The sequence below is a fragment of the Chitinophaga sp. genome (assembly GCF_039596135.1).
Taxonomy (GTDB): Bacteria; Bacteroidota; Bacteroidia; order Chitinophagales; family Chitinophagaceae; genus Chitinophaga.
The window spans coordinates 86618-109572 of sequence record NZ_JBCNKH010000007.1; the positions used below are offsets into that span (position 1 = coordinate 86618).

Genomic DNA, 22955 nt, shown 5'->3' on the forward strand with positions numbered 1-22955 from the left:
GCCCTTTTGGTGTACTATTGGTACCCTGTTTATGATAAGGTTATGATATAGTTATGATAAGACCAGAACCTGTTAATATCCGTACTGCCCACCCCCCTCATTTCCCCTATTTTTATAAAAACCTGTCGATAGCAAACCCTCATGCTATAACTCCTTATAATCCAGTTACTATTTAAAAACACACGCCATGAAAACACATGTACTGTTAGTCTGGTGCCTGCTCATTACAGGCATCGCTGCCGCCCAGAAGTCGGTATTTATCCCCACCGAATTCTCATCGGCCCCATTGAACACCTGGTCGTATAGCAAGTCTTATCAATCCGCGAACTTCATTGTCTTCTGGGGCAATGTAGTCGGCACTGACCCTGCCAGTTATTCCGACCCAAACCTGGCCTTCAACCCTCAGTCCATTTGCGACACCCTCGAAAAGATTTACACGAAGTACATCTCCGAGATTAAGTTTTGTTCTGACACGAGTACTAAAAACCTCGGCAAGTACAAGATCATCATTGTTATGAACGACACCTGGGGCACAAACGGTCCCTCCGGCTGGGCGTTTGGCGGTACGTACGACAATACCATTGGCGCTATGTGGGTGCACCCCAACGCTACCCGCGATGGAGGGGTGATCAGTCATGAACTCACCCATTCCCTGCAGGGCATGATCTCCATCCAGGAAAACACTGTCGGTGGTGGTTTTGTCAATTATGAACCTGCCGGCTTTTTTTGGGAAACCCATGCCAATTTCATGCGCACCCAGATGTACCCCCGGTTTGCGGCAGACGATATGCCCCGGTGGATGGGCACAGCTATGTTTCACTATAGCTCCACCCGCCATCACTACGATGCCTTCCGCCTACTGTTTACCATCCAGCAGCTCGATGGCATCGCTATGGTCAACCGGCTCTGGAAGGAGTCAGTAGCCAACGAACACCCGTTAGTCACTTATCGCCGGTTAAAAGGATGGACCCAGTCACAGCTGAACGACTTTATGTATGGATATGTAAAAAGAGAACCGACGGCAGATTATACGGTGAATGGCTTTGGTGGTATTATCCGTGCCCAGCGGGATGCCCTCATTAACAGTGAACCACATTATGTATGGCGGCTGAATACCATTCTTACCCGCATCAGCGCCACTACGGGCCGTTATGTGGTGCCAGATGCTTTTGCACCGCAGGATTACGGGTATAATATCATCCCATTGTACCCCACCTGTAGTTCCGGGTTAGTGACCGTCAAGTTCAAAGGCCATACTGAAGTAAACAGCACCGCCGCCTGGCGGTATGGCTTTGTTACCGCGCTGGCAGATGGCACCATCTCCCGCTATGGTACCCTGAATAGTGCCAATGAAAGTGAAATCAGTTTTCAACTGAACAGCAATGAGTCAAAATTGTACCTGGTAGTGATGGGGGCGCCTACTACCCATACTTCTTATGTATGGGAACCGGGCTGGCCAAAGATCAAACGATATCCTTATGAACTGCGCATTGCAAATGCAGTACCTGAAGGGTACCAGAGCACTTTCCGTGCGGCTTACAAAACAAATGGACATACACATTCCAATGGCGGTGGCTGGGTAGCGAATACCGCTACGGTGGCATCTACGGCCTATGTAGGTCCTAATGCGATTGTACTGGGTTCCAGCAATATCTCAGGTACAGCCAGGATAGATGGTTTTGCATGGGTGGAGAATGCAACTGTATCTGGTAGTGTGGTGATCAATGGCAATGCCAATGTATGGTACGGCACTTACTCCGGTACTGCACAGGTCACGGACAATGCTTTGCTGAGCTATTGCACTGTAACGAACAATGCGATTGTGAAAGGCGATGCCATGGAATGGGGTGTGACGTTTGGTACGGGCGTGACCGTAGGTGGCGATGCGGAAATAGGTAGTTGTAGTACGGCAGGTGTGTACCTGCAGGTGCCGCATACGAATAATGGCCGTAGTGATTGCGATGGCAAGGGTGCCAGTGATGCATCTAACACAGATGTAAACAGTACTTACACACAGTTTACAGATGCACAGATGGCATTTACAGGCAATGTGGCATGCTCAGCAGCAGCTGCTGCTGCAAAAACAACCACAAAAGAAGTGGTCATATATCCAAATCCTGCTGCTACCTCTTTTAATGTGAATCTACTCAACTTTGATAATGAAGAAGCACTGATAATATCAATATATGATGCCCAGGGAAAAGAGGTATGGAGACAGGGTGTAAAAGGTCAGCATAATATTAATGTAAACAAAGTATTGATTCCCGGTGTATATGTGTTGAAGGTGAGTGGTGCGCAGGTATATACAAAGAAACTGGTTATTTCTAAATAATTTAAAACTTATTGGAATGTTGAGATGAAGGGGCACTCTGTTTTTACAGAGGCCCTTTTTTAAACTTAATATTCAGTTTACATCCGGTGAGTATGTTTGTACCCTAATATGGAAAAGTATCCGGACAGCCAGCTATTAGCGTTAATTAAAACTGGGGATCAGCAAGCCTTCACTGCATTGGTAAACAGGTATTGGGAAGATTTGTATGCCCATATCCATGCCCGCCTGAAACAGGAAGACGACACAAAAGACATTCTCCAGGAAATCTTCATCACCACCTGGAAAAAACGCGACACCATCACCCCTGACGAAAATGGTCGCCTCAGCAGCTACCTCTTCACTGCTGCCCGTTACTGCATCATAGATCACTTCAGCCGTCCGCACACCCCTATACATAATGAAGAATTTTTTGCAGAAACAGTGCCCCAGCAAACCACTATCTCTGCCCTCGAACTACTCGAAACAAAAGAACTGGAACAACAGGTCAATGATGCCCTGGACCGCATGCCAGACCGGCTTCGCCTGCCATATCGCCTGAGCCGCTACCAGCAGCTCTCCAACAGAGAAATTGCCCTGCGCCTCTCGCTCTCCGAACAAACCGTAAAAAATAATATATCCATCACCCTGCGTTACCTCCGTACTTACCTGAAAGAGCAAAACGATATTGCAGGTGTTGCCCTCATTATACTCTTCATAATTCCTTAACATACTTCACCGGTACTTCTTATCGCATAGAGAGATGTATAGGGTGTTATGAGCAATCAACAGCTAAAATTCCTTTTATCCCGGTACCTGCAGGGCAAGGCTACACCCGCCGAAGCCGCGCAGGTAGAAGCATGGTACGACTCTTTTAATGAAACACCTTTATCTGCAAATGATAAGGCACGCCTGAAAGACGAGATTATTTCCAGCGTATTGCAGGAGATCCATCCACCTGCACGCGTGCGCAAGCTATACTGGTGGTATGCCGCAGCTATCGCCGTTTTGCTGGTATCAGCGGTTCCTTTTTTTATCACTAAAAAGAAACCGCTCCCTGTCAATGCAGATCAATTGGTGAGCACACCTGCCGGCAGCAGGAAAACGATCCGCTTGCCCGATGGTACGGTCGTACAGATGAACGCAGGTACTTCATTGCTGATTCCCGGCAACTTTGGTATGAAAGATCGTGCTATCACCCTCACGGGCGAAGCATTTTTTACCGTTGCTACCGATGTTTTACATCCATTTATTATACATGCCGGAAGTATTCAGACCACCGTGCTGGGTACTTCCTTTAACATCCGTGCCTGGCCGGAAGAAGATACCTGGGCCATTGGTGTAAGTACCGGCAGGGTAAAGGTCTCGGATGAAACAAACAGGCAGGTAATGGCCGCATGCCTCACAGCCAATAAATCGCTCGTTCACCACCGCACAAGCGGTACCTCCGATATTACAGATACGGATGCGGCAATGTTGGGTGCATGGCGCAACAACATCTTTCATTTTAATAATAGCAGCATGGCCGAAATAGGGCAGGAGCTGCAGCGGCAATATAATATACCCGTCGTCGTGAATGGAGAAGGCAAAAACAGGGGGCATTACAAAATCAGTTTCTCCCGCGAACCACTTACTAAAGTGCTGAAAGTACTCGCCGGCCTGACCGGTATTACATACACAATTAAATCAGACCAGGTGATGATTCAAGTGCCAAAAACAAATTAAACCGGCGTATGCAGTACTAAAAAGCCGGAAGTGGTTGCAACACTTCCGGCCGGATAACGCACTGCTAACAGTACGTCACATTTTTAACGGATTCAACTCACATTAAAAACTACTTCAAAGATGCGAAAAATTTTCTCAGGTTATTACAACCTGTTTAAAAAGCTATTTACCCTGAAAATGAGACTAACGAGCTTTCTGATACTCTTTTCTTCGGTCATTTCCTTTGCAGCCACCGGCTCCGGCCAGTCTATGCACGAGGTGAAAGTAAGCCTGCAGGTCGATAACAGGCCTATTAAGGAAGTGCTGGCCCTCATCGAAAAGCAATCTGCTTTTGTAATCGGGTATAACCAGGACAATATTCCCGATAGCAGCAGAATCAGCTATCATGCAAACAATAAATCTGTGAGCGATGTACTGAAAGATATCCTGCATATCTACCCGGTAGTCGCCCGCCAGATAAATGAGAAATATATCGTGCTGAACAAGGTATCCTATTCGGAGAAATACCTGTTGATGCAGCAGATCACCATCACTGGTAAAGTAAGTGACAAAACTACCGGCGAAATGCTGCCCGGGGTAAGCATTGGTATTAAAGGAACTTCTTCCGGAACCGCTACCGGTGCAGATGGCAAATTCACCCTGCGCTTTCCACAAGACCAGGAGCAGATCACATTGGTCATTTATTCTCTCGGCTACAAGAGAATTGAACGCAGCCTGACACGTGACAAAGCCGGTACCCCGCTGGATATTCAGCTGGAAACGGATCGTATGGGCCTGGATGAGGTAGTGGTAACCGGTCAGGGACAGGATATCTCTAAAAGAAGACTGTCGTCGAACATTGTGTCTATCGGCACAAAAGAGCTGGACCAGGCACCTTCAGGCAGGATCGACCAGCTCCTGCAATCACGCCTTCCAAATGCCCAGATTCGCCTTACAGGTGGTCAGGCAGGGGCGAGTTCCATCATCCGTGCAAGAGGCGTAAATTCCGCTTTTGTAAACGCTACACCCATCATCTATGTAGATGGTGTGAGAATGGACAACCTGAACACTGCTTCCAAACTCGGTGGCGGTTCTGCTACCGGGGCTGCTGTAAGCTCTATCGCAGACATTCCGATGGACAATATTGAAAAGATCGAGTACATCAACGGGGGGGCCGCTACTACCATGTATGGCTCTGATGCAGCGAACGGGGTGATCCAGATCTTTACAAAAAAAGGAGGAGCTGACAGAACAGACGTTACTGCCGAAACACAAATGGGAGTAGAAACACCTACCGGCGATTTCCTGCATTTTAAACGGACCAAAAATCTGCTGTTCCAGCATGGGTTCTACCAAAAACAGCACCTGGCTATCAATGGTGGCAAAGACAATTTTGGTTACAGCTTCTCCGGCAATTATATGAACAACCAGGGCGTGCAGATCTATGATCAGAACAGGAACAAACGGGTAGATTTCGCCAGCGGGTTCCGTGCAGCACTGGGTAAGAAAGTGACGTACGAAAGCAGCTTCACTTATATTAATAACAATTACAAGCGTAATAGAAACGGGAACCAGGGTGGATATACAGGATTATGGTTTGCGGAAAGTGGTGCAAGTGCCATCACCGGACCCAAGTTCAGCCCTATTATCGATACATTGTCTGCCGCCAGCTATGCGAAGATGAAGGAATATGTAGACGAGGCTGAACGCCTGCAGAATAACAGTATAAAGGTAAACCGCTTCCAGACATCACAGGTCTTTAAATACTCCCCGCTCAAAGATCTTGTGTTCAAAGCGACCGGTGGTATCGACTACCGTGTGATGCGCAACCAGGTGATCACGACCAATCAATACCTGTCTGTCACCACCAATGCAATGGTAGTGGATCAGGGTAGCATCAGTAATACCGACAGAAAGTACATGGGTATCACCCTGGAGCTGAATGGTCAGTACCAGGCCAAGTGGCGGGATTTTTCTTTCGTGACTACTGCCGGCGGCCAGTACTTCCGCAACGAAGACCAGCAGATTCAATACGTAGGCAGCAACATCCGCGATGGTGCGCAGATCATCACCGGCGCTGCGACCAAGACAAGTGATGAATATTATTTAGAAGTAGTTAACTACGGTGTGTACCTGCAGGAGAATGTGGGCTTTAAAAATAAACTCTTTCTCGATATGGGGGTAAGAGGTGATGGTAACCCGGCATTTGGTAGCAACATCGGTGTACAATATTATCCTAAAATCGGATTGTCCTATATTCCCAGTGCTGAGCCATGGTTTGACGGCCTCTCCAAAGTCATCTCTTCTGCGAAAATCAGGGGAAGCTTTGGGGTAGCCGGAAACCTGCCGACTGCTTTTGCCAACCAGCGCACCATTGCCTTTAGTGGTTACCTGAATGAACAGGCGGCGTACTTTGGTCAGCCGGGAAATGATAACCTGAAGCCTGAAAAAACACAGACTACAGAAGGTGCCCTCGACCTGGGCTTTGTGCACGACAGGATTTTGTTATCCGCAGGGTATTATCATTCATTGACAAACAATGCCCTGTTTTATGTGCCTGCTACTCCTTCCAGCGGCCAGTCGCAATCCCAGCTTTACAATGTAGGTAAGATCCTGAACCGGGGTTTTGAATTCAACTTCGTGGTGATACCTGTAGAAACAAAAAATACTTCCCTGCGCCTGAACGCTTCTGTCAATACCCTGTATAATAAAGTGCAGAGCAGTGGTGGTGTGGCAGCATTCAACATCAATGGTTTTAGTGCCAGAACGATTCAGACAGTGGTACAGGAAGGGTATGCCATTGGTTACCTGAGAGGAAACAAAGGGGTATTTGCTGAAGATGGTACACTGGCATCTACCACTGCGCAGCAGTACCTGGGTACCACTATCCCCAACCTGTTTGGCAGCATGGGGCTGAACTTCCGCTTCAAAGACCTGGAGGTATTTGCGAATGCAGACTACCAGAAGGGTGCCTATGCAAACTCTTTCGACCGTCAGTTCCGCTTCTATTACAGCGCATCCAACGAAGGCATTCCACAGGCAGAGATTACAAAGAACGGCCGTACCAACTGGCTGAACTTCACTGACCGCTTTGTAGAAAAAACTGACTTTATTAAAGTAAGAACGATCGGTATGAGCTATACGCTGAAAGGGAGTGTGCTGAATAACAGGGTACGTTCTGTGGTGATTGGTTTTATGGCGGTAAACCCGCTGAACTTCAGCGCTTCCAGCTTTGATCCTGAAGGTACCATCAGTGGTGCGGCACAGGGCCAGGGCGGTGCTACCACCGGCGGTATTTCGTATGCCACTTATTCTTCACCACGGCAGTGGCTGGGTTCTTTAAAGTTAAACTTCTAATTCAGGAAACGATGAAAAAACTCTTTATATTCCTCTTACTCGGTGCCAGTGCCTGTAATGTGCTGAACCCGAACATTACTGATGATGTATATGTAGACAATGCCGGTGCAGCCAGCAGCTGGGTAAATGGGGTGCGCAGGCAGCTGGCGCTTACTATGAACCAGGTAGTGGTAAGTGCAGAACTGGTGTCGGACGATTACTATAACAACCGTACACAGAGCAGTAAGGTATTCGACATTCCGCAGATTAACTATTATGATACGGATGTGAATAACATGCAGTCACAGATCGCCATATTGCGTACCATGGCGGAATACGGCCTGAACAAGGTATTGCCGGGCGATAATACGGCTACTGCTGCAGACAGTGCAGAGATGTATTTTAGTGTAGGCTATGCGCATATACTGAGTGGCGAACTGTTTGTAGGTTTGCCCGGTAGTGAAAAAGGGCGCGTGCTCACACCAACAGAACACCTGAACCTGGCCATTGCCAGCCTGAATACTGCTATTACACTGGCCAAAGCAGGTAGTACGGAACAGATGGCCTATACACTGCTGAAGGCACGTGCATTCTATTCCCTGGGCAATGCAGACAGTGCGGTGGCCATCGCAAAGACAACGATGAATATTCCTACTTTATTAAGACAGGTAAAATATGATGGAACAAATGGGGTGACCAATGATATGCAGACGTATGTATTTTCTTCTACCTACAATGAGTTTGCACCTTCGCCAAGACTGGATTTCCTCGATCCTAAATATTATCATACAGGGTTAGCATCCGGCGATCAGAAACCAGTGACCATTGTGAAAGCAGAAGAAGCGTGGCTGATTGTAGCTGAAGCGGCGATTGCCGGCAATGACCTGGGTACTGCCCGTGCTACCCTGAAAGACCTGCTCACTGCTGTAATAGCCAACCGACCTACCGTATCGCTGGATGATAGCAAAGAAACCCGTAATGGAGGGAACAGGACGGACTACCCGGTAACTGCCGAAGGGGTGAAATTTGATGCAGCGGATAGCACCCGCAATGGCTATATACTGAATCGTAAGGCGGGAAATATCACTGCTTATACCGTATCAGGTACAAAAGTGACAGCCACCGACCTGGATGCTGCCACCACGCAGGATGATTTGCTGTACCTGCTGTACCGCATGCGCCAGGAGATATTTATGGCAGAAGGCCGCCGTATGACGGACCTGGGTATCAAATTCCCGGTGTCACAAACAGAGCAGCTGAACAATACGAATGTGTCTGATGCCGATATCGTAGCGCAGATTCCGTCTTTCATTCCACTGTCAAGAGGGATGGACGATTTTACAAATGATCTTGCAACCGGCATTGTGACGATGAAATATGACATGAACAAAGTGCTGGTAGCCAATAAAACATCTCCTTACATTTTCCCATTTATCAAATAATATGAAGAAGTTTATTATATCCATTGCAATATTTCTTTGCAGCTATCAGCTGATGGCGCAGCAGGTAAAGTACGTGGTACTGGTGAGTGTGGATGGCTTTCGTCCTGATTTTTATATGGATGCTTCGTGGCCGGCACCCAATATGCAGCAGCTCATGCACAGCGGTGTGTATGCCGAAGGTGTGCGGGGTATTTTTCCGACTGTCACCTATCCTTCACATACTACGTTGATTACAGGCGTGATGCCTGCCAGACATGGCATTGTATACAATACACCTTTTGATCCGAAGGGACTGAATGGTACCTGGTTTAAATATGCGAACCAGGTCAAGGCAGAAACGCTGTGGGAAGCCGCGCATAAAGCGGGTTTGAAAACGGCGGCCGTGTCATGGCCGGTAACTGTAGGCGCTGATATCGACTATAATATTCCTGAAACCTGGTCAGAAAAAACGCCTGGCGACAGAAGGCCCGCCACCAGTCAGGATGCTACACCCAAAGGATTGTTTGAAGAAGTGCAGGCAAATGCTACCGGGCAGCTGGAAGCAAGTGATATGGACCTGCACTACCTCAGTATGAATGAGAACCTGGGAAGAATGACGGCGTACCTGATCCGTAAATATAAGCCGAACCTGGTAGCTGTACATTTGCCCAATACAGACGAATTTGAGCATATGGAAGGTCGTGAGGGACTGGGAGTGCGCAAGGCAGTAGCAGCAGCAGACAGGGCTATTGGAGATATTATCGAGGCATTGCAAAAGGCAGGCATCAGGGATAGTGCAGCCCTGATCATTACAGGCGATCATGGGTTTGTGGATACGCATTCCAGCCTGGCGCCAAATGTATGGCTGGCACAGCATGGCCTGCAGGGCACTACTGCTGACCGTGGCAACTGGAAAGCGACCTTTCATGCCAGTGGGGGATCAGCTTTTTTACACCTGAAAGATCCGAAAGATACAAAGACCCTGGAAGCCGTGAAAGCGATACTGGCCGCCCTGCCAGCTACGCAACAAAAACTGTTCAGGGTGATAGACAAAGCCACCATCGATAGAATGGAGGCCGATCCTGAGGCCGTACTGGCACTGACAGGGGAGCAGGGGATTAGTTTTAATAACAATGCAGACGGGCCACTGCTGAAGCCTGCAAAAGGTGGTGCACATGGTTACTTCCCGGACTTTAAAGAGATCAGGACCGGGTTTGTGGCAGGTGGTGCTGGTTTGGGGAGTGGAGTGGTATTGCCTGAAATTGGGTTGGAAGATGTGGCGCCATTGGTGGCCAGGTTGCTGGGAATTGAATTGAAACAGGCCGAGGGATTGGTATATCCCGGAATATTGAAGAAATAAAGGAATTGCAGGCCCATTGCTGAAATAAAGTATTGTAAGCCGGCCGCAGGCCCTTCGCTGAAATAAAGGCATTGTAAGCCAGCCGCCGACCCACCGCCGAAATAAAGGCATTGTAAGCCGGCCGCAGGCCCACCGCTGAAATAAACGTATTATAAGCCTGCCGCAGGCCCACCCCGCAAAAATCCATATCTGCCGAAGGCGGATATGGATTTTTGCTTTACCGGCATGATTTTTACAATACAATCTGAAAATTATGCTTTTATGGAAGCCCCAGTCATTATACATACTGCCTTTGACCTGATTACCACTTCAGAAAGGATCATCAATATCAGCAACGATGTCCCTTTCGTCTCCGCCGAATTCCTCACTTCATCCAAAGGGGAAAAACTGCTCTCCGTAAAGGCCATTATCGGCCTGAATGCCGATAGCATGGAATCATTCAGACTCATTGTCACCGAAGTAGGCGAAACCCTGGGAGTGACCCTCCGTTACGACCAGGATGTGGACAGTGCGCAACGTAGCCTGTGGTATGTGGATGCTGTATTTGGGAATATCGACCAGGTTGAGAAGGTTGAATTCATGATCGACTCCTCCGATGACTACCATGACGTTAAAACAGGCAGGATTGCCATCCCCAAAAACTAATACTTTTTTCATACCTCGCCGGCTTGCATCCTAATTGATTTTATGTTAATTTTTGCACATCATTGATCAATACCCGGGAGTACACATTCCTGTGCACCGGGTATTTTTACCAATGAGGAAAACAAATTAACCAGAATCAAGCACCCGTGAAGAAAACATTTTTTTGTATCGATGCCCATACCTGCGGCAATCCTGTGCGGCTAGTGGCTGGTGGAGGACCTGTACTCCATGGCGCCAATATGAGTGACAAACGCAACCATTTTTTACAGGAATACGACTGGATCCGCAAAGGACTCATGTTCGAACCGCGGGGTCACGACATGATGAGTGGCAGTATCCTGTACCCACCACACGACCCGTCGAACGATGTGGCCGTTTTATTTATCGAAACCAGTGGTTGCCTGCCCATGTGCGGCCATGGTACCATCGGTACTATCACCATTGCCATCGAAGAAGGGCTCATCACCCCAAAGGTACCCGGCATTGTGCGCATGGAAGCCCCTGCCGGCCTGGTCATCATCGAATACAAACAGGAAGGCAAAAAAGTAAAAAGTGTCAAACTTACCAATGTTGCTTCTTACCTGGCTGCTACCGACCTGGAAGTGGAATGCCCTGATCTGGGTCCGCTGAAAGTAGACGTTTCCTACGGTGGCAACTACTACGCCATTGTAGATGTGCAGGAGAACTTCCCCGGCCTGGAACACTATACCGCTTCCCAGTTAATTAGCTGGGCACGCGAACTGAGAAAACGCATCAACGAAAAATACACCTTCGTACATCCTGATAATCCCCACATCAACGGTTGTTCGCACGTACTCTGGACCGGTAGTGTGCTGGATCCGGCATCTACTGCCCGCAATGCGGTGTTCTATGGTGACAAGGCCATTGACCGCTCACCCTGCGGTACAGGAACCTCGGCACGCATGGCACAGTGGTATGCAAAAGGGAAACTGAAAAAAGGAGATGCTTTTGTACATGAAAGCATTATCGGTTCTAAGTTTATCGGCACCATAGAAGAAGAAACAACGGTAGGTGGTATGCCGGCGATCAGACCAGGTATTGAGGGATGGGCGAGGATTTATGGATATAATACTATTTCCATCGATCCGGAAGATGATCCATATGCATATGGTTTTACTGTATTGTAAACAGTTTGATCAAAGCAGGAAAAAAATTTATACTAAATGAAAATTATCATCATAGGCGGCGGTATTATCGGGTTATCCAGTGCGCTTTACTTACAATCCGCCGGCCACGACATCACTATTGTAGATCGTACCGATATGCAGAACGGCTGCTCTTATGGCAATGCCGGTTATATCTGTCCCAGCCACTTCGTACCGCTTGCTACACCCGGTATTGTATGGCAGGGCCTCAAATGGATGCTCAATTCAAAAAGCCCGTTTTACATCAAGCCGTCTTTAAATAGCTCGCTGGTAAAATGGGGGCTGCAATTTGTAAAGAGCGCCACCAAATCACATGTAGAGAAATCCGCCGTTCCTTTAAGAGACATTGCTTTACTCAGCAAACACCTTTATGAGGAATGGACCAAAATACCCGGCCTTGAATTCAGTTACGACCCCACCGGCATGCTGGAACTCTTTCAGAGCGAAGCTAACGCCCACCATGCCGAACACACCATCAAAGCTGCCAAAGAGCTGGGCATCGAGGCCCGGCTCATAGATAAAGCCACCTTGCAACAAATGGAACCTGACACGGAAATCAACGCACTTGGTGCTGTGTACTTTCCCGGCGATTCTCAATTATATCCAAACCAATTGATGTCCAGCCTGATTGCCTACCTGAAAAGTAAAGGTGTGGTATTCGAAGGCAACAGGGAAGTAACAGGGTTTACTAAAACCGGTGTTATGACCAGCAAAGGCAATATTGAAGCAGATCATACCATCGTGGCTGCCGGCGTATGGAGTGGTGAACTGGCCCGCCAGTTAGATGTAAATATTCCCATGGTGGGTGGCCGTGGTTATTCCGTAACCTACGAAAATGCACCGTGGAAAGTAAGGCGATCTGTGATCCTCAGCGAAGCGAGAGTGGCTATTTCACCCATGAATGGCAATAAGATCCGCTTTGGAGGCACCATGGAAATCACCCCTGTCAATACGCCGCCACGTATGGAAAGAGTACAGGGCATTCTCGAATCAGTCAAAAGATATTTCCCTGCTTACGACATTCCATTACCTGCTGCCGATAAGGTATGGTATGGCTATCGCCCTTGCAGTGCAGATGGTTTGCCACATATCGGTACATTGAAGAACTATCCGAACGTCACCGTGGCCACTGGTCACTCTATGTTGGGTATCAGCCTGGGTGCCGCCACTGGTAAGCTCGTCAGCGAAATCATCAATGGCGATCAGCTCTCCATGGATATCACTCCTTTCAAGGTAGACCGATTCTAAAATATACAAACTCATTATACATGAAAAGACTCCTCCTTTCGATCATGCTGGGGACCACCATGCCTGTATGGGCACAACAAAAAGATATTACCGACCTGCTCATTCACTATGAAGCAGACAGGGGCAGCCTGTACCGTTTTTACCAGGTAGATGAATCGCCGGAAAAGAATGCCCGTTTCAAAACATTCAACAACGATTACCTGAAACAGCTGGAAGCGGTCAACTTCGACGCTCTTACTACTGATGCCAAAGTAGACTACATCCTCTTCCGCACTAAGCTCAAAGAGAACATTTACCACCTGGACGAAGCCACTGCACAGGTACAAACACTGTCGCCCTGGTTTCCCATCGCCGATAAAATTTACGCTGCAGAAAAGATCAGGAGAAGAGGAGGAAAGCAGGATGCACAGGCGCTGGCAGGCACCTACAGGGAGATGGCCCTCGCTATCAAAGAAAAGGAAAAACAGTTAACCAATAATACAGACCTCAACATCTACCTGCTGCGCAGGGGAGAGGCGGTAACCAAAGGGCTGCAGGAAGCGATTCATAGCATTCACACATTTTACAATGGCTATGATCCCCTGTTCACGTGGTGGATACCTGCTCCTTATGCACAGCTCGACTCCGCATTGACCAGTTATGCCGCTGCATGGAAAACAAAGATGAAACAATCACCGGGCACCAAAGACGACGGCAGTGGCATTACCGGTCATCCCATTGGCAGAGAAGAACTGGTTCGCCAGTTACAAACGGAACTGATTCCTTATTCTCCTGAAGAACTGATCGATATTGCCAACAAGGAGTTCGCTTTTTGTGACAAGGAGATGCTGAAAGCCAGCCGTGAAATGGGCTTTGGCGACGACTGGCACAAGGCGCTGGAAAAAGTAAAGAACACGTATGTACCTGCCGGCGATCAACCGGAAGCCATCATGAAACTCTACAACGAATCTGTAGACTTCATCAAGGGGCACAACCTTGTGACCATTCCACCACTGGCTGAAGAAACCTGGCGTATGATCATGATGACGCCGGAACGCCAGCTGGTGAATCCATTCTTTACAGGGGGAGAGGAGTTAAGTATTTCCTATCCGACCAATGATATGGAGGAGGCAGATAAACTCATGAGTATGCGTGGGAACAATCCGCACTTCTCCCGTGCCACCGTGCACCACGAGCTCTTTGCCGGCCACGCTTTACAGGAATTTATGACCAACCGTTATAAGACCTATCGTCACTTTGAAACCCCTTTCTGGATCGAGGGCTGGTCTCTCTACTGGGAAATGCTGCTGTGGGACCTGAAATTTCCACAGTCGCCCGAAGACCGCGTAGGCATGCTCTTCTGGAGAATGCATCGCTGTGCCAGGATTATCTTTTCCCTCAATTACCATCTTGGTAAATGGACACCACAGCAATGTATCGACTTCCTCGTAGACAGGGTTGGGCATGAAAGAGCCAATGCGGCCGGGGAAGTGCGCCGTTCTTTCAAAGGTGATTATAGTCCGCTGTACCAGGTGGCGTATATGATCGGTGGCCTGCAATTCATGGCCCTGAAAAGAGAACTGGTAGACAGTGGTAAGATGACATACCAGCAATTCCACGATGCGATTATGCAGAATAATATGTTGCCAGTAGAGATGATCAGGGTGATCCTCGAAAACAAAACCATTACCAAAGATTTCAAAACAAACTGGCGCTTCTATTAACCGGTTAAAACGACATTGACGCATGAAAACACTCGCTATATTCTCCTTGTTGTTGCCTGTAGCTTTTTGTTCCGCACAGTCTTTCTCGCCCATGAAAGACAATGGTAAGATGAAGGTAAAACCTGTTGTGAAATTACAGGCATATACCTTCCCGCTGGAAGACGTGAGCATTGGCGCGGGCCCTTTTAAACAGGCCATGGAAGCAGATGAACGCTTTCTGCTGGTGCTGGAACCTGACAGGTTATTATCTGATTTCAGAACGCATGCAGGGCTGAAAGCAAAAGGAGAACGCTATGGCGGCTGGGAAAATTCCGGGCTGGCAGGGCATACCCTGGGTCATTACCTCTCTGCCTGTGCAATGGAATATGCTGCCACTGGCGATAAGCGTTTTCTTGACAAAGTAAATTATATCGTACAGGAACTGGACGAGTGTCAAAAGGCCCGCAAAACCGGTTACCTGGGCGCTATCCCGGGCGAAGACTCCGTATGGGCGCAGGTGGCCGCCGGCAAAATAAAAAGCCGTGGTTTTGACCTGAATGGGGGCTGGTCGCCCTGGTATACCGTACATAAAATTATGGCTGGTTTGCTGGATGCATATATCTATTGTAATAACAATACTGCACTGGTGGTAGAAAAGAAAATGGCCGACTGGACCTCAAAGGAAATCAATCACCTGCCTGATTCCCTGATCCAGAAAATGTTGCTTTGTGAATACGGTGGCATGAATGAAGTATTAGTGAATACTTATACGCTCACAAAAGAGAAGAAGTACCTGGACCTCTCTTACAAGTTCCATGATGTACGCATTCTCGATTCACTCGCTGCACAACTGGATATATTGCCCGGCAAGCATTCCAATACACAGATTCCAAAAGTGATCGGTTGTATCCGTCGCTATGAAGTGACCGGTCAAAAGAAAGACAGTGTGATTGCTGGTTTCTTCTGGAACACGGTGACGCAGCATCACAGCTATGCACCCGGTGGCAACAGTAACTATGAGTACCTGGGCCCTGCGGACAAGCTGAACGACTACCTTACTGACAATACGATGGAGACCTGCAACAGCTACAATATGCTGAAGCTCACGCGCCACCTCTTCTCCCTGCAGCCGGATGCACATTTCATGGATTTTTATGAAAGAGCATTATACAATCATATACTCGCATCACAGAACCATGCAGATGGTATGATGTGTTACTTTGTTCCATTGCGGATGGGTACCCGCAAGGAATTCAGTGATACCTTCAACACCTTTACCTGCTGCGTAGGCAGTGGTATGGAAAACCATGTGAAGTATGGGGAGAGCATTTACTTTCAGGGGGCCGATGGCAGTCTGTATGTGAACCTCTTCATTCCATCGCGCCTGCAATGGAAAGAGAAGCATGTAGTGATAGAACAATCTACTTCGCTGCCGGCAGATGATAAGGTAGAACTCACTATCAGTACCAAAGAACCAGCTACCTTTCCCCTACGCATCCGCAAACCGCGCTGGGTACAACCGGGCTGGAAAATTGCCGTGAACGGGGAAACAGACAGGGGCGCAACAGTAGGTGCTGATGGGTACATTACACTGAAACGCAGCTGGAAAAACGGGGATAAGATTACCCTGGAACTGCCCATGAATGTGTACAAGGAAAGTATGCCTGACAATCCTGACAGGATCGCCCTGTTCTACGGCCCTGTTGTTTTAGCAGGTGTATTGGGTAATACAGAACCAGACCCGGTGACGGGTATTCCTGTACTCGTAACGGCAGACAATGATCCGAATAACTGGGTAAAGGCCGATCAGCCGCTGGTATTCCACACAGCACAGACAGGCCAGCCCAAAGACCTGACACTGGTACCATTCAATACGGTAGCGAAAGAATATTACAGCGTATACTGGGATGCCTTTACACCGCAGACCTGGGCTGTGCAGCAGGAGAAATATGAAGGGGAAAAGAAACGCCTGCAACAGATAGAAGCAAAGACGGTAGACATGCTGCGGGTGGGAGAGATGCAGCCGGAAAGGGACCACAACTTTAGTGGTGAAAAGACCCTGAATGGCGAGGAGCATGGCCGTAAATGGAGAGCGACAGAGGAGGACGGGTATCTGACCTTTACGATGAAAACAGATCCTGCAGCTGCAAATAGCCTGCTCTGCAATTACTGGGGAATGGATAACCGTTACCGCAAATTTGATATTCTGATTGATGGGGTGAAGGTAGCGACAGAAGATCTGAACCAGTACAAAGCGAGCAAATTCTACGAAATCGTATATGCCATTCCAGTGGAGTTAACGAAGGGCAAAAAGCAGGTAACTGTTACAATGAAAGCAGGCCCGCACAATAGTACGGGCCCGGTATATGGTACGATCAGGATGATGCGGGATTAACATTTAATGTTGATCGATCGCCAGATCCTTCATCAGGTAAAAGTTCATTGAATGCGGGATTAACATTATTTAATGTTGATCCCCATTCCTATTAAGATCTGTTGAGAATGCCAGTGAATGTCGGTACGGTCAGCCGGATGTACGTTCAGAACATCATTGATACCATATACGTAACGGCCAAAGAAATGTACAGTAGATACGGCCACCTGCACGCCTAACACAGCCCCGATATCACTTTTGGTCAGTGCATCCCTGTTGCCTTTGAAGATGTTTTCATCAGCATATACGAGGTAACTGTACTGCGCACCTGCGTTGATGGTAAAGTTTTTGATCGGGTTGTAACGCAGTAACAATGGCACAGTCACGTAGCTGAGTCTTAACTTGTCATTACCATACGTATTCCTGTCTGAAACGAAGTAAGTAGCGAAATCGTCTGCTTTCTTCGCAGTTGCCTGTGTAAAAAGCAATTCAGGCTGGAAGCCCCATTTCCCATCTTTTGACAGGTCCCATATGGCATACACACCACCCTGGAAACCTGGCTTAATCCCTGATTGCATGCCATCTCCTTGAATACTGGAAAACATCAGGCTGGCTTTTAAACCGTAATGAAATGTCTGCGCTTTGGAAGCCGTTCCAATAAACAGTGATAAAACTCCTGCCAGTAATAATCCTTTTTTCATAGATAATATTTGCTATTTGACAATTTTAAAATTTTTCAGGGTTGAAAAAAGGCTCCTCCCTTTAAAATATAACCTAAAATTTATTCGCGGGCAAACTTACGTAATTCATCATAATACGTTATTATAATTAAATTAAAGTTTGTCAGGTTTTTTAGATACCCTTTCCCGGAATGAGTTTAAAAAGATCAGACATAATGGGATGAATGGGTAAAAAATATCTGTAAAACTAAGTAATTAATCTCTGAATAACCTAAAAACGTCGCTCGCCAATTTTTCATTATTATTGCACGAAATTCCTTTTTTCGCTTATATATATGGAGATTATCATCATTGTCGTGCTTTCTTTAGCGATTATTGTGTGGCTGCTTTTTACCATACATCAATACAGGACCCGCATTGCCGTTATGGAAACGCAAATGGGTTCGGGCAACCAGGCAGTGGATCTGTTGAGACAGGACCTGCAGGAAAAAAAGTTGCTGGCTGAAGAGCTGAATGCCCGTATGCAGATTTTACAACAGGAAAACATCCGTCTTCATAGTGATGCAGAGGCCCGCGAGACCCGGTTGCGGGAGCAACAACACTTCATTGAACAATCTAATTTACAACTCAGGGATGCCTTCAGTGCACTGTCTACCGAGGCACTGAAGCATAATAATAATTCATTTGTAACACTGGCTAAGGCGGCGCTCGAAGCGCAGCTTACCGATGCTAAAGGAGATCTTGAAAAGAGGCAGCAGGCGATTGACAATATGGTGAAGCCGCTGAGTGAAAGTCTGCAACGCTTTGATGATAATATGCGTCACCTGGAAAGTACCCGGCAGCAGCAGTATGGACAGATTAACCAGTTTATACTTGGGGTGCAGCAAAGTACAGAGAAGCTGCAGAAGGAGACGCATAGCCTGGTGAGTGCACTGAAAACTTCTCATATCCGTGGGCGGTATGGAGAGATTGCATTGCGCAGGGTCGTTGAGTTCGCCGGTATGACAGAGCATTGTGATTTCAATGAACAGGTGTCTGTAAATAGTGAGGATGGGCAGTTAAGACCGGATATGATCATTCATTTGCCCGAAGGGAAGACCATTGTGGTGGATTCGAAAGTGCCATTGAGTGCTTATATGAAAGCATTTGAGACGGATAATGAGGAGGAGCGGAAGGTGTTGCTGGCGCAACATGCTTATGCTGTAAAAGATCACCTGAAACGACTGAGTGCAAAAGCCTATTGGAGTCAATGGAAAGATTCACCTGATTATGTGATTTTGTATATGCAGATTGAGTCTTCTTTTGGTGCGGCATTGCAGGCAGATCCTTCACTGATAGAAGAGGGTATTCGCAGTAAAGTGGTATTTGCTACGCCAACTACGCTGATTACTTTGCTGCGTACGGTTGGTTTTGTATGGCAGCAGCTACACGTAGCAGAGAATATTGATGAAATCAGGAATGCGGGGATTGAGTTGTATAACAGAACGGGTATGCTGATCAGGCATTTTGCGAGTATAGGGGGGAGCCTGACGACAGCTGTGGGGCATTATAATAATGCGGTGGCGAGCCTGGAAAGCCGGTTTTTGCCGCAGGCGAGGCGGTTGCAGAACCTGGGGCCTGCAGTAAAGACGCAATTACAGGAGGTGAAGCCGGTGGAGACGGCGGTGAGGCAGTTGCCGGAACAGAATGAGGAAACACTGGAAAATTAAAATATAAATTATTTATTTTGTAGCCAGCCGGATCGTTTTAAGCCGGCCGCAGGCCAATCGCTCCTGCGAAAAAATCACTTTTGCCGTAGGCAAAAGTGATTTTTTCGCCCGGAATGTTCGCTTGCGAAGGGCAAAACACCAGCTATTTTATTTATTTAAACCACCCACGTAAATGGTCTACTCAACTAAAGGTCTGAAAAGAACTATAGGCCTGCTATGCCTATCCGCCTCCCTGATACCTGCATCAACCCAGGCACAGGACAAAATCGAATCCATCAGCCGTAAAGGTTATACCCTTGTCTTTACTGACAAGAGCCCTGACCTCGACTCAACAGTCAAAGCGCGCCTGATCAGCACCTTCTTCACCGTCTACCCGGCCCAGGCGAAGAAGTACAACCGGAACACCGTAAAGAAAGTAGATTTCGTCATTGACCCTGCTTACGACGGCGTAGCTGCTACCAGTGGCACAGTGATCACTTTCAACCCGGAATGGTTCCGTAAGCACCCAGGTGATATCGACGTGGTAACGCACGAAGGTATGCACGTGGTACAGGCCTACCCGGAGTACAACCCCGGCTGGCTCACCGAAGGTATTGCCGATTATGTACGCGCTACCATGGGGGTAGACAATGCCGGTGCTAACTGGACCCTGCCGGAATACAATGAAAAGCAGTCCTACAAAAACGCTTATCGCGTGACTGCCCGCTTCCTGATCTGGCTGGAAAAACACAAGCGCAAAGACATGGTGCTGAAACTGGATAAGGCCATGCGCACCAACACCTACACAGACGGTATATGGAAAGAACTGACCGGAAAAACTGTGGATGAGCTATGGAGCGAGTATGGTGCCAATCCGGCCCTGTAAAGGTCCCATGTTGAAAAAGTGTATTAGTCTACTAAATTAATATAGTATATTTGCTCTTACCTTTTATCAACTAAAAAAAACATACATGCAAACCCGTAGTATTACTTGTGTATTGTCTGTTTTCCTGAGCTATGCCACACTGTCGACTGCGCAGCAAAAGCCGGTCACTGGTTACAACAGCAGTGAATCTGCCGCACAGCTACAGCTGGAGACCCGCTTTGACAAACTGCTTTCTGCTGCAGAAATAGGCGATAACATCAAATCGCTTTCTGCTTACCCGCATCATATAGGCTCGGCCCATGGAAAGGCTGTGGCCGAAGACATTGCTGCCAGATTTAAAAGTTATGGCTGGGATGCCAGTATTGTTACTTACCAGGTGCTTTTTCCAACGCCCAAAACAAGGGTGCTGGAGCTAACCGGCCCCACTCCCTATAAAGCGCTGCTGAAAGAGCCGCCATTGAAAGAAGACGGTACTTCGGCCCAGGAGGGACAATTGCCAACTTACAATGCATGGAGCGCCGATGGTAATGTAAGCGGGGAACTCGTATTTGTTAACTACGGGCTTCCTGAAGATTATGAATGGCTGGAAAGACAGGGTGTGGATGTAAAAGGTAAAATCGTCATTGCAAAATACGGACATAGCTGGAGAGGTATCAAGCCCAAAGTCGCTTACGAACACGGTGCTATTGGGTGTATCATCTATTCAGACCCGGCGGATGACGGTTATACCCAGGGCGATGTATATCCCAAAGGCGCCTATAAAAACGAATATGGGGTGCAGCGCGGATCAGTCATGGACATGGTAATTTACCCCGGCGACCCGCTCACACCGGGTAAGGGGGCTACGGAGTCTGCCACCAGGCTGGATAGAGCCCAGGCGCCTACCATCCTCAAAATACCGGTATTACCAATCAGTTACCACGATGCGCAGCCATTGCTCAAAAGCCTGGAGGGCCCTGTAGCACCGGCAGCATGGAGGGGTACACTACCTATCACCTATCACGTAGGCCCCAGTGCAGGTAAAGTACACCTGGAAGTGGCGTTTGACTGGAAACTGGTACCTGCTTATAATGTGATCGCCAAAATAAAAGGCGCCAAATATCCTGATCAATGGGTGATCAGGGGTAACCACCATGATGCATGGGTGAACGGCGCATCTGACCCGATCAGTGGTATGGCAGCGGAACTGAACGAGGCGAAGGCCATTGGCCAGCTCGTGAAAGAGGGTTACCAGCCTGCACGTACCTTGGTGTATTGTGCATGGGATGGTGAAGAACCAGGGTTGCTGGGATCTACAGAGTGGGTAGAAGATCATGCGCAGGAGCTGCAACAGAAAGCAGTGGCTTACATTAATAGCGATGGCAACGGCCGTGGGTTTTTGTATGCAGGCGGCTCGCATGCCCTGGAACCACTGGTGGCCGATATTGCGCAGACAGTGACCGACCCGCAGACAAAAGTAAGTATCTATGAACGCAAAAAAGCGGCCGATGTATTAAAGGCTGGCAATGCCAAAGCGAAGAAAGACCTGCTGCAGCAGCAACAGCTAACCCTGAGTGCATTGGGCTCCGGTTCTGACTATTCATCCTTCTTACAGCACCTGGGTGTGCCTTCACTGAATATAGGTTTTGGTGGGGAAGATGAAGGGGGCGATTACCACTCCATCTTTGATAGCTGGGATCACTATCGTCGTTTTGGCGATCCGGGATTTGCATATGGAGTGGCGCTGGCACAGACCACAGGCAGGGCGGCATTACGCCTGGCAGATGCACCGGTATTGCCTTTCAACTTCAGCAATCTTCAAAAAACGATTGCCGGGTATGTAAAGGAACTGGATGCACTGGTGACGACCACCAGGGAAAATACTTCGATAGAAAATGAACTGATACGGAGCCGCCAGTACGACCTCGCAGCAGATCCGCAGGAAAAGGTAAAGGCACCGGCTACGAAGGCAGAAGTACCTTACCTGGATTTTTCTCCTTTGCAGAATGCATTGGTGGCGCTGGATACGGCGGCACACCATGTAAATGTAAAGATAGCAGCGGCAGGTGACAAAGCAGCCCTGAACCAGGCATTGTATCAGGCGGAGCAACAGCTGCTGGTGGCAGGTGGTTTGCCCAGGAGAGACTGGTATAAGCATACGATTTATGCACCGGGGTTTTATACCGGTTATGGTGTGAAGACGGTGCCGGGTGTGAGAGAGGCGATAGAACAAAGGGATTGGAAAGAAGCACAGGAACAAATTATAATAGTAGCAGCAGCGATCAATAAACTGGCTGCTTACCTGGAAAAGATTTAATGCCGGTGGCAAAAAAAGAAATGGACATCGCATAAGAAGCTTTCAGGCACCCGAATGAAAAGAGCCCGTATCTTAAGATACGGGCTCTTTTCATTCGGGTGCCTGATGGAGACAGGTGGTCTTTTATGCGATGCTCAGCATGATACATGCTCCTTTTTTTT

At 48.0% G+C, this 22955-nt stretch carries 15 protein-coding genes; 14 read left to right on the forward strand and 1 reads right to left on the reverse strand.

Features of this window, described 5'->3' with window-relative positions:
• The first annotated feature begins 187 nt into the window (after positions 1-187).
• The 11 genes from ABDW16_RS07460 (at position 188) to ABDW16_RS07510 (ending at position 17265) form a co-directional block, all read left to right on the forward strand.
• The gene (locus ABDW16_RS07460; RefSeq protein WP_343668779.1) at positions 188-2332 is read left to right on the forward strand and encodes a DUF6055 domain-containing protein; all 2145 of its coding nucleotides are present in this window, start codon (positions 188-190) and stop codon (positions 2330-2332) included.
• 108 nt (positions 2333-2440) lie between these two features.
• Complete coding sequence (locus ABDW16_RS07465; RefSeq protein ID WP_343668781.1) at positions 2441-3037, forward strand: sigma-70 family RNA polymerase sigma factor; 597 nt, start codon at positions 2441-2443, stop codon at positions 3035-3037.
• Between the two features lie 48 nt (positions 3038-3085).
• Positions 3086-4033, forward strand: a complete 948-nt coding sequence (locus ABDW16_RS07470) for a FecR domain-containing protein (RefSeq protein WP_343668783.1) — start codon at positions 3086-3088, stop codon at positions 4031-4033.
• Between the two features lie 120 nt (positions 4034-4153).
• Positions 4154-7369 carry a TonB-dependent receptor gene (locus tag ABDW16_RS07475; RefSeq protein ID WP_343668785.1) on the forward strand — a complete coding sequence of 1072 codons (3216 nt, stop codon included), beginning with the start codon at positions 4154-4156 and terminating at the stop codon, positions 7367-7369.
• 11 nt (positions 7370-7380) lie between these two features.
• On the forward strand, positions 7381-8790 hold the full coding sequence (locus tag ABDW16_RS07480; protein ID WP_343668786.1) for a hypothetical protein: 1410 nt from the start codon (positions 7381-7383) through the stop codon (positions 8788-8790).
• 1 nt (position 8791) lies between these two features.
• A complete protein-coding gene (locus ABDW16_RS07485) occupies positions 8792-10129 on the forward strand; it encodes an ectonucleotide pyrophosphatase/phosphodiesterase (RefSeq protein ID WP_343668787.1) in 1338 nt (445 codons plus the stop codon).
• Between the two features lie 261 nt (positions 10130-10390).
• Positions 10391-10774 carry a hypothetical protein gene (locus ABDW16_RS07490; protein WP_343668788.1) on the forward strand — a complete coding sequence of 128 codons (384 nt, stop codon included), beginning with the start codon at positions 10391-10393 and terminating at the stop codon, positions 10772-10774.
• 146 nt (positions 10775-10920) lie between these two features.
• Positions 10921-11922, forward strand: coding sequence for a 4-hydroxyproline epimerase (locus ABDW16_RS07495; protein WP_343668790.1), 1002 nt, complete (start codon positions 10921-10923; stop codon positions 11920-11922).
• Positions 11923-11958: 36 nt separating this feature from the next.
• Positions 11959-13188: an FAD-dependent oxidoreductase gene (locus tag ABDW16_RS07500; protein WP_343668791.1), complete on the forward strand. Its 1230-nt coding sequence runs from the start codon at positions 11959-11961 to the stop codon at positions 13186-13188.
• A gap of 20 nt (positions 13189-13208) precedes the next feature.
• Positions 13209-14891, forward strand: a complete 1683-nt coding sequence (locus ABDW16_RS07505; protein WP_343668792.1) for a DUF885 family protein — start codon at positions 13209-13211, stop codon at positions 14889-14891.
• Positions 14892-14913: 22 nt separating this feature from the next.
• Positions 14914-17265 carry a beta-L-arabinofuranosidase domain-containing protein gene (locus tag ABDW16_RS07510; protein WP_343668793.1) on the forward strand — a complete coding sequence of 784 codons (2352 nt, stop codon included), beginning with the start codon at positions 14914-14916 and terminating at the stop codon, positions 17263-17265.
• A gap of 65 nt (positions 17266-17330) precedes the next feature.
• On the opposite strand, the gene ABDW16_RS07515 is transcribed toward ABDW16_RS07510, so the two are convergent.
• On the reverse strand, positions 17331-17945 hold the full coding sequence (locus tag ABDW16_RS07515) for a porin family protein (RefSeq protein WP_343668795.1): 615 nt from the start codon (positions 17943-17945) through the stop codon (positions 17331-17333).
• Between the two features lie 314 nt (positions 17946-18259).
• On the opposite strand from ABDW16_RS07515, the gene rmuC reads away from it, so the two are divergent.
• The 3 genes from rmuC to ABDW16_RS07530 all read left to right on the forward strand — a co-directional run bounded on the left by rmuC (position 18260) and on the right by ABDW16_RS07530 (position 22794).
• The gene (rmuC, locus tag ABDW16_RS07520; RefSeq protein WP_343668796.1) at positions 18260-19633 is read left to right on the forward strand and encodes a DNA recombination protein RmuC; all 1374 of its coding nucleotides are present in this window, start codon (positions 18260-18262) and stop codon (positions 19631-19633) included.
• Positions 19634-19805: 172 nt separating this feature from the next.
• The gene (locus ABDW16_RS07525) at positions 19806-20498 is read left to right on the forward strand and encodes a basic secretory protein-like protein (RefSeq protein ID WP_343668797.1); all 693 of its coding nucleotides are present in this window, start codon (positions 19806-19808) and stop codon (positions 20496-20498) included.
• A gap of 85 nt (positions 20499-20583) precedes the next feature.
• Positions 20584-22794 (forward strand): transferrin receptor-like dimerization domain-containing protein, encoded by a 2211-nt coding sequence (locus ABDW16_RS07530; RefSeq protein ID WP_343668798.1) that lies wholly within the window; start codon positions 20584-20586, stop codon positions 22792-22794.
• The last annotated feature ends 161 nt before the right edge of the window (positions 22795-22955 follow it).

Coding starts and splice junctions, on each gene's coding strand:
- ABDW16_RS07475 (WP_343668785.1), top strand. CDS start 4,154: ATGCGAAAAATTTTCTCAGGTTATTACAACCTGTTTAAAAAGCTATTT.
- ABDW16_RS07485 (WP_343668787.1), top strand. CDS start 8,792: ATGAAGAAGTTTATTATATCCATTGCAATATTTCTTTGCAGCTATCAG.
- ABDW16_RS07515 (WP_343668795.1), bottom strand. CDS start 17,945: ATGAAAAAAGGATTATTACTGGCAGGAGTTTTATCACTGTTTATTGGA.
- rmuC (WP_343668796.1), top strand. CDS start 18,260: ATGGAGATTATCATCATTGTCGTGCTTTCTTTAGCGATTATTGTGTGG.
- ABDW16_RS07505 (WP_343668792.1), top strand. CDS start 13,209: ATGAAAAGACTCCTCCTTTCGATCATGCTGGGGACCACCATGCCTGTA.
- ABDW16_RS07500 (WP_343668791.1), top strand. CDS start 11,959: ATGAAAATTATCATCATAGGCGGCGGTATTATCGGGTTATCCAGTGCG.
- ABDW16_RS07525 (WP_343668797.1), top strand. CDS start 19,806: ATGGTCTACTCAACTAAAGGTCTGAAAAGAACTATAGGCCTGCTATGC.
- ABDW16_RS07460 (WP_343668779.1), top strand. CDS start 188: ATGAAAACACATGTACTGTTAGTCTGGTGCCTGCTCATTACAGGCATC.
- ABDW16_RS07530 (WP_343668798.1), top strand. CDS start 20,584: ATGCAAACCCGTAGTATTACTTGTGTATTGTCTGTTTTCCTGAGCTAT.
- ABDW16_RS07470 (WP_343668783.1), top strand. CDS start 3,086: ATGAGCAATCAACAGCTAAAATTCCTTTTATCCCGGTACCTGCAGGGC.
- ABDW16_RS07510 (WP_343668793.1), top strand. CDS start 14,914: ATGAAAACACTCGCTATATTCTCCTTGTTGTTGCCTGTAGCTTTTTGT.
- ABDW16_RS07465 (WP_343668781.1), top strand. CDS start 2,441: ATGGAAAAGTATCCGGACAGCCAGCTATTAGCGTTAATTAAAACTGGG.
- ABDW16_RS07490 (WP_343668788.1), top strand. CDS start 10,391: ATGGAAGCCCCAGTCATTATACATACTGCCTTTGACCTGATTACCACT.
- ABDW16_RS07480 (WP_343668786.1), top strand. CDS start 7,381: ATGAAAAAACTCTTTATATTCCTCTTACTCGGTGCCAGTGCCTGTAAT.